This window comes from Streptomyces sp. NPDC005808 (genome assembly GCF_042871385.1).
Lineage (GTDB): Bacteria > Actinomycetota > Actinomycetes > Streptomycetales > Streptomycetaceae > Streptomyces.
In genome coordinates this window covers 86,283-101,517 of the sequence record NZ_JBIAIK010000022.1, presented here as the reverse complement: position 1 = coordinate 101,517, position 15,235 = coordinate 86,283, and the positions used below count along the sequence as shown (strand labels likewise).

The 15,235-nt window shown below is 69.2% G+C and carries 16 protein-coding genes; 5 read left to right on the top strand and 11 right to left on the bottom strand.

Annotated elements, in window-relative coordinates:
• Window positions 1-146 precede the first annotated feature (146 nt).
• From ACFYPC_RS34185 to ACFYPC_RS34140, 10 genes are all read right to left on the bottom strand, one after another.
• Entirely contained in the window at window positions 147-581 is a 435-nt protein-coding gene (locus tag ACFYPC_RS34185) for a hypothetical protein (protein ID WP_391890997.1), read from the bottom strand.
• Between the two features lie 11 nt (window positions 582-592).
• Window positions 593-2,911: a hypothetical protein gene (locus ACFYPC_RS34180; RefSeq protein ID WP_391890995.1), complete on the bottom strand. Its 2,319-nt coding sequence runs from the start codon at window positions 2,909-2,911 to the stop codon at window positions 593-595.
• Window positions 2,912-3,045: 134 nt separating this feature from the next.
• Entirely contained in the window at window positions 3,046-3,246 is a 201-nt protein-coding gene (locus ACFYPC_RS34175) for a hypothetical protein (protein WP_391890993.1), read from the bottom strand.
• Between the two features lie 3 nt (window positions 3,247-3,249).
• Entirely contained in the window at window positions 3,250-3,768 is a 519-nt protein-coding gene (locus ACFYPC_RS34170) for a hypothetical protein (RefSeq protein ID WP_391890991.1), read from the bottom strand.
• 154 nt (window positions 3,769-3,922) lie between these two features.
• A complete protein-coding gene (locus tag ACFYPC_RS34165; protein WP_391890989.1) occupies window positions 3,923-5,644 on the bottom strand; it encodes a DUF2637 domain-containing protein in 1,722 nt (573 codons plus the stop codon).
• A gap of 316 nt (window positions 5,645-5,960) precedes the next feature.
• The gene (locus ACFYPC_RS34160) at window positions 5,961-6,182 is read right to left on the bottom strand and encodes a DUF5999 family protein (protein ID WP_391891005.1); all 222 of its coding nucleotides are present in this window, start codon (window positions 6,180-6,182) and stop codon (window positions 5,961-5,963) included.
• Between the two features lie 144 nt (window positions 6,183-6,326).
• Window positions 6,327-6,635, bottom strand: coding sequence for a WhiB family transcriptional regulator (locus ACFYPC_RS34155; RefSeq protein ID WP_391890987.1), 309 nt, complete (start codon window positions 6,633-6,635; stop codon window positions 6,327-6,329).
• Between the two features lie 169 nt (window positions 6,636-6,804).
• Entirely contained in the window at window positions 6,805-6,993 is a 189-nt protein-coding gene (locus ACFYPC_RS34150) for a hypothetical protein (protein ID WP_391890985.1), read from the bottom strand.
• Between the two features lie 82 nt (window positions 6,994-7,075).
• A complete protein-coding gene (locus ACFYPC_RS34145) occupies window positions 7,076-7,252 on the bottom strand; it encodes a hypothetical protein (protein ID WP_391890983.1) in 177 nt (58 codons plus the stop codon).
• 160 nt (window positions 7,253-7,412) lie between these two features.
• Window positions 7,413-8,024: a hypothetical protein gene (locus ACFYPC_RS34140; protein WP_391890981.1), complete on the bottom strand. Its 612-nt coding sequence runs from the start codon at window positions 8,022-8,024 to the stop codon at window positions 7,413-7,415.
• A gap of 346 nt (window positions 8,025-8,370) precedes the next feature.
• Between ACFYPC_RS34140 and ACFYPC_RS34135 the strand changes: the two genes are divergently transcribed.
• The 4 genes from ACFYPC_RS34135 to ACFYPC_RS34120 all read left to right on the top strand — a co-directional run bounded on the left by ACFYPC_RS34135 (window position 8,371) and on the right by ACFYPC_RS34120 (window position 13,836).
• Window positions 8,371-9,129 carry a GntR family transcriptional regulator gene (locus ACFYPC_RS34135; protein WP_391890979.1) on the top strand — a complete coding sequence of 253 codons (759 nt, stop codon included), beginning with the start codon at window positions 8,371-8,373 and terminating at the stop codon, window positions 9,127-9,129.
• On the top strand, window positions 9,126-9,836 hold the full coding sequence (locus ACFYPC_RS34130) for an AAA family ATPase (protein WP_391890977.1): 711 nt from the start codon (window positions 9,126-9,128) through the stop codon (window positions 9,834-9,836). The genes ACFYPC_RS34135 and ACFYPC_RS34130 overlap by 4 nt, the downstream gene beginning before the upstream one ends.
• A 1,621-nt stretch (window positions 9,837-11,457) precedes the next feature.
• Window positions 11,458-12,951: a transcriptional regulator gene (locus ACFYPC_RS34125; RefSeq protein WP_391890975.1), complete on the top strand. Its 1,494-nt coding sequence runs from the start codon at window positions 11,458-11,460 to the stop codon at window positions 12,949-12,951.
• Between the two features lie 9 nt (window positions 12,952-12,960).
• Complete coding sequence (locus ACFYPC_RS34120) at window positions 12,961-13,836, top strand: DciA family protein (protein ID WP_391890973.1); 876 nt, start codon at window positions 12,961-12,963, stop codon at window positions 13,834-13,836.
• A gap of 476 nt (window positions 13,837-14,312) precedes the next feature.
• Here ACFYPC_RS34120 and ACFYPC_RS34115 read toward each other — a convergent pair whose 3' ends face one another.
• Window positions 14,313-14,594 carry a hypothetical protein gene (locus tag ACFYPC_RS34115; RefSeq protein ID WP_391890971.1) on the bottom strand — a complete coding sequence of 94 codons (282 nt, stop codon included), beginning with the start codon at window positions 14,592-14,594 and terminating at the stop codon, window positions 14,313-14,315.
• Window positions 14,595-14,694: 100 nt separating this feature from the next.
• On the opposite strand from ACFYPC_RS34115, the gene ACFYPC_RS34110 reads away from it, so the two are divergent.
• The gene (locus ACFYPC_RS34110; RefSeq protein ID WP_391890969.1) at window positions 14,695-15,231 is read left to right on the top strand and encodes a hypothetical protein; all 537 of its coding nucleotides are present in this window, start codon (window positions 14,695-14,697) and stop codon (window positions 15,229-15,231) included.
• Window positions 15,232-15,235 lie beyond the last annotated feature (4 nt).

Below are 15,235 nucleotides of genomic sequence, written 5' to 3'. Positions count from 1 at the left end.
CCCACCGGGGGGGGGGGGCGGGGGGGGGCGGGCGGGGGGGGGGGCGGGGGGGTGGGGGGGGGGGGGGGGGTGTTGGGGGGGGGGGGGGGGGGGCCCCCGGGGGGGGGGGCCCCCCCCCCTTCGTGCGGTGCGGTGCGGGGTGGGGGTCAGCGGTTGCTGTAGAACGTCCGGTCGGCCATGTCGATGCCGTCGGGCATGTTGTTCGCGGCGTCCGCGACCGAGCCGTAGTCGGCGATGTGCTCATCGGCCGTCGTGTGGAAGATCGACGACATCTCTTCGCACTCGGTCGCCATGGACTCCGCGTCGTCCTTGCAGGACCGCATCACGGTGGCCGCGTCACGGTGCTCGCCGACAGTGAGCGGGTCGACGCTGAGGGAGGCGGCAGTGTCGGAGAGCTGGTCGACCGAGGTCGCGCAGTTCTCCACGTACCTGAAGGTGGAGCGGACCTGGTGGGACAGGCCCATCATGGTCGCGCTCGCGGCGGTCAGCTGCGCGACGACGATGCCGAAGCGAACGGCACCCATGATCACGGAGCCGGTCTTTTCGAGAGCGCCGCCGATCGCGGGAACGATGTCGGACACGGGTGGTTCTCCTATTCGACGTGGTAGTCGCGTTCGGCGGGGGCGGTGTGTCCGGCGTCGCGGACGGCGTCGGCGAGCGGCTTGTGGCGGCGTTCGGCGTTCTCGCCGGCCGTGCGGATGGCCTCGGAGGCAGCGGGCAGCTTCTCCGCCAGGGCCTCCGCCTTCGCCTTCACGCTGATGGCCTTCTCCGCCAGGACCAGGATCCAGCCCTCCAGCACGCCGGGCACCTTGAGGTCCACGATCTTCTGGTGAAGCGCCTCGAGGCGCGTCATCATCTTCTCGCAGCCCTCAGCGGCGGCCCGGGCCTCGTCGACGCCCGCCATGATCTCCTCAGCCATATCGGCGTCGGACTCGATCACGTCGAAGATCGTCAGCTCGCTGTCCCCGTACTGAGTGTCGGGTGACTTCGTCGGGACGGGCACGGTCACTGCGGTTCCTCCTTTGCTTGTTCCTGCCGGAAGTCCGGCCCGACCCCGGGTGATAGCGCCAGCCGACGGGCGGCGTGCCTTGGTCGTCCTCGCCGGCCCGGCCTGCTCCACCGTGTAGGTGGTGCCTTGGGCGTGACCCCAGCCGGGCGGCGGTCCACCGGTCGCGGCGCCCGGGCCCCGCCCGGAGCTGGTGGATCCGGACGGACCGCCGGAGGCGCGCTCGGAGCGGCGGGATCCTGCGCGTTCCCACCGCTCGCGGGAGCCCGTGCCGGACGCTGGCCCCGGGCCCTTCGGGCCGCTGCCCTTGGGCCCGGTCGACTTCGGCCCCGAGCCCGTGGCCCCGGTGGGCTTCGCTCCGCCGCCGGGGAAAGAGCCGCCGGGCCGTCCGTACCGGCGGGTCTTCTTGCGGAGGCTGATCTTCTTGCGCAGGTCGACCTTCGGCGTGGTGCCGCCAGCGCCGCCCGAACCCGCTGTCGGCTTGCCCTTCTTGGTCAGGTTGACCTTGGGCTTCTTGGTCAGGTTGACCTTCGTCGCCGATCCCGAACCGGGTGTCGGCTTGCCCTTCTTGGTCAGGTTGACCTTGGGCTTCTTGGTCAGGTTGACCTTCATCGTCCCCGGCGCCGTCGCGGCTGCGGTGGGCTTCGTCTTCTTGCCCTTGCGGACCGTGGACAGGACCGGCGGGTCCAGCCGCCTACGGCGCTTCTTCAGCCGCCGCGCCGACTCCGCCGCGATGGCCGCCGGCAGTGTGACCCTGCCCTTGCCCTTGCGCTTCGGACCGGGGCCGCTCCCCGGCTTCCCCCCGCCCTTCTTGCCCTTGCCCTTGCCCTTGCCCTTGCCCTTGCCCTTGCGGACCGTGGACAGGACGGGCGGGGACAGCCGCTTGCGGCGCTTCTCCAGGCGCCGGGACGCACCGTCCGCCACCGCCTTCGGCAGCGTGGTCCGGCCCTTGCCCGAACCCGTCCCGGTCGTCCCGGTCTTCGAACCGGAACCGCGGCCCGGCTTCGAGCCGGACGACGAAGTGGTGCCGCCTGAGCCGGACTTGCCCGAGGTGCCGAGGGTGCCGGTGCTGTTCTTCCCGCCGCCCGGCTTGGGCGACGGACCGTTACGGATCCGGCTGGCGGCACGGTCGCGAACCGCGCCGGTAAGACTGCTGCCCGAGCCGCTCTTTGTGCCGGTCGTCGGGGTTTTTCCGCCCCCGGTTCCGGTCTTTCCGCCGCCTTTTGTCCCGGAGGACCCCAGCGTGCCGCTGCGTCCCCCGGGGCCGCCTCCGCGCCCGCCACTGCCCAGCGTGCCCGTACGGCCGCCAGAGGGGCCGCCAGGCGTCTTGCCGGGCGTCTTCAGCCCGGACCTGCCGGACGGCTTCGGGCCGCCAGAGGAGCGGAACGTGCCCGCACTTGGGCTCTTTCCGGAATTCGTCCGGACCCCTCCGCCGCCTGACGTGCGAGTATTGCGCCCGAATTCCGGGCCGGACTGGACGCGCCCTTTCTGGCGGGCCATTTCGACACCGAGAGAGGCTTTATCGGCCGCTGAACGCGCCTGATCCGCAATTGCCCGGTGGTGTTCGTGGCGGGCTCTCATATAAGAGGCGATATTCCATGCGCCGCGCATTGCGGCGACGGTAATACCGGCCATCATCACCACCGACATGGCGGCGACTCCCGTGCCTTGCGGGTTGTCCGGAATTCCGGGGGCCGCGTTGACGGACACGGTATTCCGGCCGCTGTTCCCGCCGCCCGTGGCGGGGCTTCCCGCGACCATCAGCGAGGGCGGCGGCGCCAGGGTCGGCAGGGCGGTCAGGGAGGGTGCGGCGGCCCCGGGTGCCGGCGGGCCGCTGCCCACCGGCCCCGGGATCGTCAGCCCGGGGAAGCCGAGGATCCTCCCCCCGGCATGGTCATCGGCCATCGGCCGTCTCCTTCGGTAAGTCACTCAGCGTTACGGATCTTGAGGGGTCTCACGCGCGCGTATAGGCGCGCGTGTTGGCCACTCCCGGATTCACGGAGTGAGGCAGTGATGATGAACGTGATGAGCGCGTAGCGTCACGGCCCGGGCCGCTGGCCCTGCCGCACCTGGGTCCACCCCTGGAGCAGCAGGACCAGGTCGGCCCACGCCTTGTCGTCGTCGTCGGCCAGGAGGCGAGTCAGGTCCCAGAGCGCGGTCGCCCGGGCCTTGTTCGTCGTGGTCTCCGCCAGGCGCTTGTCCCAGCGGGCGACCTGGCCCTTGGAGAGCTGGACAGCCACTGATCAGGCCCTCTTTTCCAGGTAATCCAGGAACGACGGATCGTCACTGCCCGCGCCGCTCTTGGCCGTTACTCCCTTCTCGTCTCCGGTGGTGTCGGTGAGGGCGTGCGAGAGGCCGTTGAGCTGCCCGGCCGTGTTCATCGACCGTGCGGTGTTCAGGCCCTGCCTCTGGGCCTTCTCCAGCTCCTTCTTATCCGCCGCCTTCTCTCGCTTTTCCGGCAGCTCGACATAGCGGCGCTGGAATTCTGCATCGAGCTTTCCGACGTGATTTACGGCGTCCCGCAGGTCGTTTTCGAGCTGCGCGAGGGGACGCGACGCGAGATAAGCGCGGATCCGGGCCTGGAGCGGCTTGTCGCCGTCGAACTTCATGTTCTCCAGGTCCGACCGGTACTCACGCAGCAGCGACTGGACTTCGTCGGCCATCTGCCGCAGCCGCTCACGCTGCTGCGCGGCGTACAGGGCAGTGCCGCCCGGCTTGAGCAGGTGGTCCGACGTCCACCGGGCGTTGTTGATCTCGGTCATGCGAAAGACCTCCAGGTCTCAGGGGTGGGGGCTGTGCAGGGGGAACACCCAGGTGGGAGGGTGGCGGCGGCGTTTCGGCGCCTTCACCGCGCTCCCGAGGCGCTGACTTCGTCTCGGGGGCCGGTGGAACCGTCGAAACATCGGTTCGTGCAGGTCACTGCTGGGGGCGGTAGCCGCTGGCGAGCAGGTCGACCGCCTCCTGGCGGTACTTCGACGCGGTGTCGGTGGAGGACACCGCCGTCTCCCGCTGAACGTCGGCGATCGAGATCACCCGGCACAGCTCCCGGTGGATTTCGTCGGCACCCAGGCCGACAGTCACCAGGCCGGCTGCGAGCGCCAGGCGCGCGACCTTGCGCACCGACCGCTCGCGCGGGGTGAGCTTTGCGGCGTCCTCGATTTCGACCGCGCGCCGCTCAGCTTCGGCGGCGGCGAGCCGCGTTTCGGCAGCGGCGAGCTCGGTTTCGGCCTCGCGCTTCCGGGCGGCCTGGACGCCTGCGTCGGCGGTCGCCTTACGCTCGGCTTCGTCCGCCGCCAGCCGGTCGGCTTCGGCGGCGCGGCGGCGAGTTTCGGCAGCGGCCTTCTCCGTTTCGGCAGTGTCCCGGTCGGCTTCGGCAGCACGCTGCCGGGCCTCCGCGATCTCCGCCGTCTCGATCGCCTGTGCCTCCGCCGCGGCGACCCGGTCGGCCTCCGCCGCGAGCCTCCGCTTCTCCGCCGTCTGGCGCTCCAGCTCGGCTGTCTCCAGGTCGGCGGCGGCGGCCGACCGGCGCTCCTGGGCTTCCTTGCGCTTCGCCTCCGCCTCACGGGCGCGGGCTTCGGCGACCAGCGCCGTCTCCATCGCCTTTTCCTCCAGTTCAGCGGCCTTCTCTGCGGCGCTGGCCTGGGCTCGGGCGTGGGCTCTGGCCTGGGCTGTGTTGCCTTCCACCCGGGCGCGGACGGCCTCGAGTTCGCCGTCTGCCTCCAGCACGTCGGCTTCGGACTTCTTCTGAGCGACCTTCCGGCGCGTCTCCGCGTCCCGGCGCCGCCGCTCGGCCTCCTCCGCGCGCTTCTCCGCCTCGCGTTCCTGCTGCTCAGGCAGCGCAAGCGCCTCGGAGACGGTGTAGCCGTAGGCGGCCATCTTCATCGGCAGCCGCTCATCCTCGGTCGCCTTGCTCAGGTCGCCCTTGTGCTTGCGCGTGAGCCACTGCTTGTAGGCGATGAGGTCCTGCTGACGCTGGATCATCTCCGGGTAGCTGGTGACCCCGTTCAGCCGCATCCGGCGGTAGAACTTCGGGGTGGCGAGCGGGGAGAGGATAAAGCGGTGCAGCGGGATCCGGTCGGCGTGCGTACCGGCTTCGAGCTGCGCTTTCTGGATGAACAGGCGCCGCGCGGCCTCCACGCCGATCACGAACAGGATCGGCATGACACCGTGCGAGGCGGACTTGACCGGGTCGGCTCCGATCTCGCCCTGGGCGCTGGCGTTGAACCAGATCGTGGCGCCGGTCATCCCGTGCGCGGCCATGCGCAGCACCGGCCAGGGGATGCCCCGGAGGATCAGGTACAGGTCCAGCGCGAGGAAGGCGAGGATTGAGGCGTCCACGCCGATCGGGAACCAGGGCGCCAGATCCTCACCGAAGCCCCAGCTCAGGGCGACTTCGGCGAGGGTGTTGTAGGACGTGGCGAAGCCGATGGCTCCGACCAGCGTGCCGAAGATCGCCGCGACGTACGGCAGGACGGCCTTGAAGCGGTCCCGCTTGGGCTTGATCGGGTTCCGCTTAGCCGCCTCCGAAACGAACTCGGGCGCTCCCGAAACGAACTCGGGTGCACCCGAAACGGCGGTCGGCGTCCGCGAAACGGGGGTGTCGGGTGCCACGCGCTGCGGCACTTCGGTGATCGTCATAAAGGCCTCCAGAAGGGGTCTGTCGGGTGTGCGCGAAACGGTGGGGGTCGCTCCCGAAACGCGGGCGGCTGCTCTCGAAAAGGCGGTCGGTGGAGCCGAAATGGGCTCCGAGGGGCCGTTGCCTTCCCGGAGCTGACCGTGCTGAAAGGCCGGCCGCCGTGGTGAGGGCGGCCGGTCCGAGGGAGTGCTGGAGGGCGGGCTCGAAACTGTCCGCTGCTCCCGCCGGGCGGGAGCGAAAGGGACTGTCCGACTCCCCGTCACCGCCAGACCCGGTACGCCGTGGTGCGGCAGCCGGTGCGAGCGGATCAGGCAGTCGTCAGGTCGTGATCGCGAAGGGACGGTGCGGGGCAATGACCCGGCCGTCGGGCAGCAGCTCGCCGGTGTCGTCGAAGACCACCACGGCGTTGCACAGCAGGCTCCAGCCCTGCTCCGGGTGGCCGGCCACGACGCGGGCGGCCTCCGCCGCCGGGCTGCTGGCCGACGGGCAGCGTGGCGTGTGCGTGCACGGCGAGTCCGGCAGCCGAGTGGTGCCGTTCATCGCGATGTCGAGCTGAGTGGTCATCGTGCCCATCAGGGCCTCCCTGGGCTGTCGGTCCGGGCTGTCCGGCTCCCCGTCACCGCCCGAACCGGCCGCCAAGGATCAGCAGTCGGTGCGGGCGGATCAGGCAGCCGCCAGAACGGATCAGGCAGCGGTACGGGCCGCCTTGCGGGCGGCGCGGCGCTTGATGAGGCGGCGTTCGTCCTCGCCCATCCCGCCCCACACGCCGGACGCCTCGCCGGTCTCCAGCGCCCAGTTGCCGCAGGCCTCCATGACCGGGCACCGACGGCACACCGCCTTGGCCTCCTCGATCTGGAGCAGCGCCGGGCCGGTATTGCCGATCGGGAAGAACAGCTCCGGGTCGACCAACTGGCAGGCGCCGCTCGCCCGCCAGTTGGTGTTGACCGGCAGGTCGGGGGAGGGGGCGTAGGCGGTGCGTACGATGTTGCGCATAAGGGCCTCCCAGAAGGTCCGTGAGTAAGTACGAGACAGCCCCAGGGCAGCCACCCTGGGGCTGTTGCGTGCTGGCGGCGGCGGCCGGACGGCCGGAGCGGGGTGACATCCCGACGCTCTCCGCCGGCCCCGCCCAGGAAGGGGCGGAGACGACAGGCAATGCCGGAGGTCAGCGGCGCTGCTGCTTCTGCCGGGCCTGGTAGGCGTCCTGAAGCCGGGCGAAGCGCTCCTTCATCGGCGCCCCAGCCACGCACTCCTGACCGTCCTGGCAGGCCTCGCAGTTGATGGTGTGTTCGGTGGAGTCGCTGAACGCCTTCATGTAGCGGACGTACAGGTCATCCGTCTGCGGCTTGGTCATCGGCGGTTGTTCTCCGACCGCTTGTTCTGCTCCGCGTTCTTCTTCGAGAGTTCCTCGCGCTCCGCGTCGGTCAGGCTGGTGATCACGCCGCCACCTCCCAACCGGCAAGCGCCGGGGCAGTGTTGGGCAGGAGCACCAGGGCGACGTCGACGCGGACGGCGTCCTCGGGCTCGTAGCCCTTGGCGTCGTCCTCTTCCTCGATGTCGTCGATGATCCCGGCCCGCGGCTTCGGCGCGGAGCGTGCCATGCTGTTCTGCATCAGGTCCTCCAGACAGGTCCTGGACAGCCCCCGGGCCGCAATCCCAAGGGCTGTCGCGATCACTCCCCAATTGGGGAACTGACTGCTTGTACGAGCAGCCACGGCCCCGGCCTTCCCACGTACGGGATGGCCGGGGCCGTGGTCGTTCGTGCGAGGCGGTTCAGCGCACGGGGCGCTTGGGGTGAAGCGTGGTCAGCGGGACCAGCGGGCTGCCCAGCGGGGCGTCACCGGCGGGCATCTGCGCGCGCCGGGTGTCGGCGTCGCGTACTGCCGTCTCCGTCGACGCCCACTTCATCTCCCGCAGCAGCCACAGGGACCGACCGTCACCGGGCTCGTCATCCGTCGTCGCCGTCTGCTTCTGCGCGGCGATCTGGCTGACGGCCGGGGCCAGCGCGACCTTCGGCTTCCGCAGCACGGTGGTCTTGCGGCGGTGAACGGTCTCCGAGTTGCCGTCCTCCAGGCGCTCCTGCCACTTCTTGACCGTCTCGTCGACTGTGACCAGGCGGTTACTGCCCAGGTGGCAGCGGACGGCTGCGTCCTTGCCCGCCAGGCCCGTGTCGTGCGGCACCAGCTTGGGCCTCTTGGTCTGGAGACCGCTGATCGGCACCCACGTCTTGCAGTCGGGGCAGATCAGCGATGCGCAGGCCGGACGCAGATCGAACTGGTGAGGCTTAAGGGTGGAGATGACGAGCGCCGGGCGGGCGTTGACGGTGCGGGAGCGGGTCCGGCTCCGGCGGGGGCGGGCGGTGCGCTCAAGGGTTGAAGCAGACATCTGGACTCCTTATGGACGGAGTGGCGGGGAGTGCGTCGCGATGCTCTCTCTGCCCTCCGGGCCGCACGGCACGAGGCCGGCGTCCCGTAGGACAGACAGCGCACAGCGCTGCGACGTGCACACAGTCGTCGCGGCCGTCAGGCTCCGGAGGAGTTCGATGGTGCTCTCGCGCCCTCAGCGAGCTGAGGACTACTCCGGCCGCCCCGAAGGGCGGACGACTACTGCGGTCTTGCTGTTGCGGTGTTCTTAGGGGATCACCGCGCCCTTACCTCAGGTTGCCTGAGGTACCCTCAGGTGTCAAGCAGTATGGTGAGGTACCCTCAGGCCAACAAGCGAAGGAGGCGAAATGCCCGAGCCACCGCGAGCCGACAACCGGCCGCCGTATACGCGCATCGCGAGTCACTACCGCGACCTCATCAGCTCCGGGGAGCTCGCGCGGGGCGTCCTGCTGCCGAGCATCAGTGCCCTGGCAGCCGAGTGGGGTGTCAGCACGGCCACGGCCGACCGGGCGATGAAACTGCTGCGTGATGAGCAACTCGTACGGGGCATCAAGGGAGTTGGCACCGAGGTTCTGGGACTCCCCGTTTCACTCTCCACCGGCTCCGACCGCCACGACCGCAGCACCAAGACGCAGTCGACGTGGGGCACCGGCGAGAAGTCGAGCGGGCACACAGCCGGCATAGTCGCCGCTCCCGACGACATCGCCAGCATGCTGGGCATCGCTCCTGGTGACGACGTGATCCGCCGGAGTCGTGTCTACCGGGATGCGCATGGCGTCGTCGCTCATTCGACCTCCTGGATCCCGGCCGAATTCGCGCAGGTGTTGCCCGAATTGGCTGAGAGTGTGCGCCTCAAGGGCGGACTGTCGCTGGACCTGATTGCCCGGGCCACCGGACGGCAGGTGGCGCGGCGCATGCATGAGGAAGGCGCTCGCATCGCCACCGCGCAGGACCTCGAGCTCCTGGAGCTGGAGACCGGTACGGTCGCGGCGATCCTGGTGCTGACCGCGAAATTCTTGGATGCCGACGGCGAGGTGCTGGAGTTCGGGGTCGACTTGGGTGCTCCGGGCCGTACACGTCGCTTCACCTCGGAGGAGGAGCGGTGACCAGCCGCGACACCGTTCTCCTGGACGACGACGTCGTCCACTGCCTTGAGACCCGCCTCGGTAGCCTCCTGCGAGCCGAGGCGTCCGACATTCTGACCCTGGAAGGACGATTCGAGATCCGCCGCATCTCTGCAGCCCTGGCCGGTCGTCCGGGGCCCGCGCCTCGCGCCATCCTCATGTCGGCGATGCCTGGCGCTGGCAAAACGGCCCTCGCTCTGACTCTGGAGCAGGCCGGCTTCCGGCGTCTCTGCCCGGACGAGGAGATGTTCCGCCGCTATGGCCACTACGGAAGGGACTTCCCTCGCGGCGAGTTCCGCGTCCGGGAGGCGCCCGTCCTCAAAGACATCGCCCTGGAACTGCAGGAGTCTCTGCAATCCGGCCGCGACACCGTGGTCGACCACGGATTCTGGACTCCTGAGGAACGCGCCCAATGGGCGGCAACCGCCATGGAAGCCGGCGGCGTACCCGTTCTCGTTTACCTGCCCGTGCCCCACGAGGTGCGCTGGGAGCGGATCCGGGAGCGCAACACTCAATCGCTGGTCGACCCAAATGCGATCGAGTTCAGCGAGGAAGACCTGCTGAGGTTCGCGGGCCGATTCCACCCGCCGACCACCGATGAGACGCACATCGTCTATGACGGCCACCCCGAAAGCCTGCTGGCCGAACTCCGCCGTACGCGTCCATCCATTGATGGCGGCCCCCATTGACCTCTACCTCCCACGTGCGTCACCGAGCACTTCTTGACCATGACCGTGCTCGAGTCCTGTCGCCACGGAAAGTGACATCGGGTGGTGACATTCGGAATGTCACCCCCACTTGTCACCTTCGCGCGGTCAAGGGGCCGTGCCATGCTCGGCCGCAGAAGGGCCGGCTTCGTCTCCCCAGGCATCACCCTGTCGGGGCATTGGCTGCGCCGCAGGACCGTAGGGGGAAGGGAATCGTTCGTCCGCTACGCGCCCAGGGAACGCAGCTGAGCGACTGCGCTCCAGTGCCCGTCTGGTGGGAAGAGCGAGTGCATTGCCCGCCGGGCGGGATTCGTGGGGGTGTTCGTGCAAACCGTCTTGGATTCCGGGCCGAATTCTGTTCGGATCATGGGCACTTGCCGTGTCACCAGCGCGTTTGTAGCCCCGAAAGCGTCACGAACTCAGCTGGGAGGTATCGGGTCGTGATGGGCCGTCAGCGCTCGCCTGGCTTTGCGACACGTGCACCCCACGGGCACCCCGATTACCGCGGGAACGGTACAGTGACCACCAGCGTTGATCAAAAAGAAGTGGCCCCGTCGACCGGCTTTGGCAAGCCGGGAGGGGCCACGTGGCCGAAGGACCTTGTGAGAGGGGTCCTGCGGCCTGCCGAGCACCCTTTTCGCGAGAAAGGAAGTGCCGACGTGATCAGGGTACCCGTACCCGTCACCCGACACACCGCACCCCGCCGTGGGAGCAGCAGCCATGCCGGTTGCTGGTCCGTCGACGGGGCGTTTGTGCTGTCCGCGCACGCCTCAACCCGCACCTCTGATGAGGGAGTTGCGATGACGTAGCTTCCGGGGGCGGCGCCTGCAAGCAGGACTTCTAGCCGCCCCGGGCCTCTGGTCCTTGGTGATTTGCCCTCACCAGGTCCAGCGCCCATCTGCTCTCCGTGAGGTTTGCCCGCCTCCTGGAGGAGCTGCTCGCCCCGGCGCCAACCGGCTGCGAGCGGTTCGATCTTGGTTCTCGCCAGAACCCAAAGCGCCCCAAGAGGCCCTTTGCCATTCCCACCTTCAGAGAAGGAGGACGTCGTCATTCTGCACGACTCCGTGGGCTTTCGCCAGCCCGCTTATGCCTGTTTCGTGCGCTTTTGCGCGCCCGTGACGTCCCGTCTCGCGCAATCTCACAGCCCGATTCATCCCGTACATCCCGCTGTTCGGGACGTCTTTCCGATCTGGCGCCCGTCCTGCGTCACACCGGACTCGATCGCGACACCTGTAGAAGGTGTGCACCTCTCCGTCTCGGCTCCCGCCGTACCCGCGCCCGATTGCGACTCCCCTCCGTGGTTGGCGAGTGGGCTGGTATGTCCGCGCTGGTCACGGGGGTTCTGCTCATCGAGGTTGGCGAACCTTGCTCGCGGTAGTTGGCGAATCAGCGGTTCCCGCTGTCTCTTCGGCGGTCGAAACCGCAGGTCGGGCGATCGCTACGGCGCGCTCGCCAACTGTCGAGAGCATTCGCCGACTACGGCGAGCACTCACACCGATGCCGTCATCCACATGCCTGCCGCCGCTCACCGGGTTCTGTCCACAGGTGACCTGGTCCAGGGTCGCCGGATGGATCATGTCCTGACGCTTCTCCGGGGTACCCGGTGAGTGCCTTGGCGGCGCCGACCGCCTCGCTGATTCCCGCCCCGCGTCCGTCTGCCGACGGCGACGCGGTCGACGTGCTGCCCGTGCTGTACGTGCCGGAGGCGCGGCAGTGGCTGTCGGCCTCGGAGGGCCGGGTCGCGCCGGAGGGCTACTCGTGGATGCAGGGGGTGCACTGGGTCGCCGCGTCGGGGATGTACGTGCCACGGCGGTACCGGTCGCACGGGCCGCGGTCGTTCGGGCCGACGACGGTGGTCATCGCGCAGCTGCTCGCGGAGCTGTCGCCGTGCCGTCCGGGCATCGAGTACCTGATGCGCCGGACCGGGCTGAGCGAGCGGGCGGTGGAGTACCACCTGCAGATGCTGCGCGAGACCGGGCTGCTCGCATGGGAGTTGCGTGGGACGCGGGTGGCTGGCGAGCAGGCGCAGGCCTCGGTGTACGTGCGGATGCTGCCGCCGGCGTTCGACACGGCTCTCGGAATCCGTACGGTGCTGCGCGATGAAACGGCGCCCGCGTACACGCGTGCCGTCACCGGGATCGCGGAGGCGGGCCGGGAGTTGATGGCTCGACTGGGCAAGAAAGCGTCCCGGAAGGTGCGTCGACCTCGGTCGAAGACGTCCTCGAGGACCGTCGCGAAGGGCGTCGCGAGGTCGTCGTCCAATGCGTCTGTGACTGCTGTTTCTGATGGGACACGTTGCACCCCAATGGGGGGTACTTCCTCGGGTGTTTCCACTGCGGGTACTACTTCCATCCCCCCTGAGAGCAAGCTCGCAAGCGGGGTCAGCAAGTTGTCGCCCCCGAAGAAGTCCACAGCGAAGGCCTACGGTCGCCGGAAGCTGAACACGGTCGGGCGCCGTTTCCAGCTGGCCCATGAACTCACCCAGGAGCTGGACTGGCTGCGCGGCTGCTCCGTGCCCCGAATCGCCTGGGTGGCCCGGAACGTTGCTGATGCCGGATGGACCGTGACCGACGTCAAGGGCTGGCTGCACCTGCGCGGCGAGGCGGCCCACGTCCGCCGGGGCTCCGGCCTGCTCGCCGTGCTGCTGTCGAACGCGGTGACGGTCCTGGACACCCCCGAAAAGCGGGCCGCCGCGGTGGAGCAGTGGCGCGGAGCCCAGGAGGCCGCCCGCCGTCACCGCATCCAGCAGGTCCGCGCCCGCACCGAGCGCTACGAGGGCGACTGGCAGGCCCCCTCCAGCCGCTCCGTCCAGCGCGAGGTGGAGGCCGCTTTCGCCCAGGTCAGGGAGGCCGTCAACGGCGGCCGCCACCAGGGCCACTCCGCCGACGGCCAGGACACGCCGCTGGAGATGAGTGAGGAGGAGCGCAAAGACCTGGTCGCCGCTGCGGCGGGCGAGCTGATGCGCGGAGAGACGACGCTGATCACATCCCTGGACCGGGAGACGGCAGTGCGGATCTACGGCGAGCGCCTGGTACGCCGCGCCCACCAAATCGAGCGCGGCTTCCGCAGCTCGCTGATGACCAACGGACACCGGTAGGAGGCCGACATGACCGAGACGACCAACACCGCCGAACAGCCCGCCGCCGACGGCCCGGAGCTGTCCGGCGTCGACCTGGCGCGCATCGCGCTGCACCAAGCCCGCGCGGCCGCCAAGAAGCGCGGCGACAGCGAGACCCGCACCCCGCGCCGCCGCCAGCAGACGGCCGTACGGCGCGACGGTCGCGAACCGAGCGGGTTCGCCGCCGTACTCCAGGGCCTGATGGCCGACCGGGCCTGGGACCTTCCGGCCGCCGGCGGTACCGTGCTGGACCGCTGGCCCGACATCGCGGCCACCATCTCCCCCCAGCTGCCGAGCCACGTCACCGCCGTCTCCTTCCACCCAGAGACCGGACAACTGGACCTGCGACCGGACTCATCGGCGTATGCCACCCAGCTGAGGCTGATCAGCACGCGGATCGTCGCCACGGTGAACAGCTCGGTCGGCACCGACGCCGTACGCACCATCCGGGTCCTGGCCGTCGGCTCCGCACCCGCACCCCGCACGACGCAGCCCGCCCCGGCGACCCCGGCCACGCCCGAAGAACCGGTGAAGACCCGGGAGACAGCATCCGCGGGCTACCACCAGGCCCTCTCCGCACACCAGTCCGCCGTGCCACCGAGCCGCATCGACCCGGGCATCGCGGAGGCAGTCGACCGGCAGACCCGCGCGATGCGTGAGCTCAGCCGACGCGCTTTTCCTGTGCCGACGGCTGTGGCGGACGACGCGCCGGCCGCGCTCGAGGTCGTCCGTGCCCAGCGCCGCCGCCAGGCCGCGGCGACCGAGGCCGCCGCCCTGCGCCGGGCCCGAGCCGAGCGTTCGGCGCAGGAGAACGGGGTGACGGTCGCGCCGTCGCAGATAGTGCCGCTGAGGACGACGGCTTGATTGTGAACAGTGAAGGGTGGCGCCAACTCTGGTAGTGACGGGATGAGTTGGGACGAAGGGGGCCCTTCGCGACACCATACGGGTCAGGGAGCCTCGGTCTCTGCGGCGATCCGGTCAGCCATACGTTGGCGCACGTAGGGGGCCATGTGGGCCACGCTACGAACACGGTGTTCGTCAGTGTGCACCACGTTGTGCCGGGGCTTGAACGACCTGATCTGCTTGCGTTCTTCACGCTCACGGCATCGCGATCGGCGTGCCACTCAAGTTCGTAGTGGGAGATCTCCTCCCCCCACGGCTTCCTTGTGTAGTGAGACCGAAGACGGGTGGCAGGGTCGTGGCTGGCGCCGATGTAGATCACCTCGTCGGCCCCGTTGTAGACGCGGTAGACGCAGCAGGGATCGCCCCGGTCGAAGTAGCGTGTAGCCCCGCCTGCGGTGACACGCCTCTTCGGCAGGGGCGGTGTCAACTCCGGCACGCTAGGACTCCTTCTCGCCCTTCTTGGATCGCCGTCCGGTGATGGTGCCGTTGACGATGTGGCTGATGCGTCCGACGGAGAGTTCAACGAGCTCGGAGACTTCTTTCCCGGTTCGCGTCCGGCGCAGCTCGCGCACGTCTGCCTCGCGTGCCTCTTTGAGGCGTGGGTCGTCTTCGACGGCTTTCAGGATGCGAGTGATGGTGCGGGCTCGCAGAGCGGGGTCATCGATGGCGAGGGCATGCTCGATGGCTGCCCTGACGAGGTCGTTCGGGGTTGGCTCCACACCTGCACTGTAGACCTCTAAAAAGAATCTCCGCTAGACCTCTAGACAAGAGCTATAGAGGTCTATAAATTCGAAGTATCGGAGAGCAGGGGAGAGGGACATGCGGCAGCAGTGGTGGACGATCGGAAAGCAGCACATGAACGAGGTGGCCGGCGAGAACGGCCACACGCTCACCTGGAAGCGCCTGCCGCGCAAGTCAAAGGACCACGCCCTCGTCTTCGAAGGCACCTGTGGTGACTGCGGGGCCACTGTTGAGATCGGCAACGGCTGGTCGTCCTGCGCCACCATCCGCAACGCCCGTGACGAAGCCTGCTCCGGTCCCGGCACCGCCGTCCTCACCCAAGTCGAGCAGGAGCGCGCCAGCGAGCTGTTCGCCGAAGCGGTCGGCGAGTACGTCCAGGACCTCAAGGACGCCGGCGTCACCTTCGCCCGCCCGAAGGAGCCGTTCCGTAACCCGCTCGCCCCGAAGAGCGAGTGCGGCCTGATGAGCCGGGACGGCTACACCTGCAACCGCCGCCTCAACAAGCGCGGCACCCACAACATGAGCGGCGTCGGCAGCGGCCCCGACCACGTCGGCACCCACCCCGACGACGACTTCACGATGCCGTTCAGCGACGACGACCTGCTTCTGGCCTGACCCA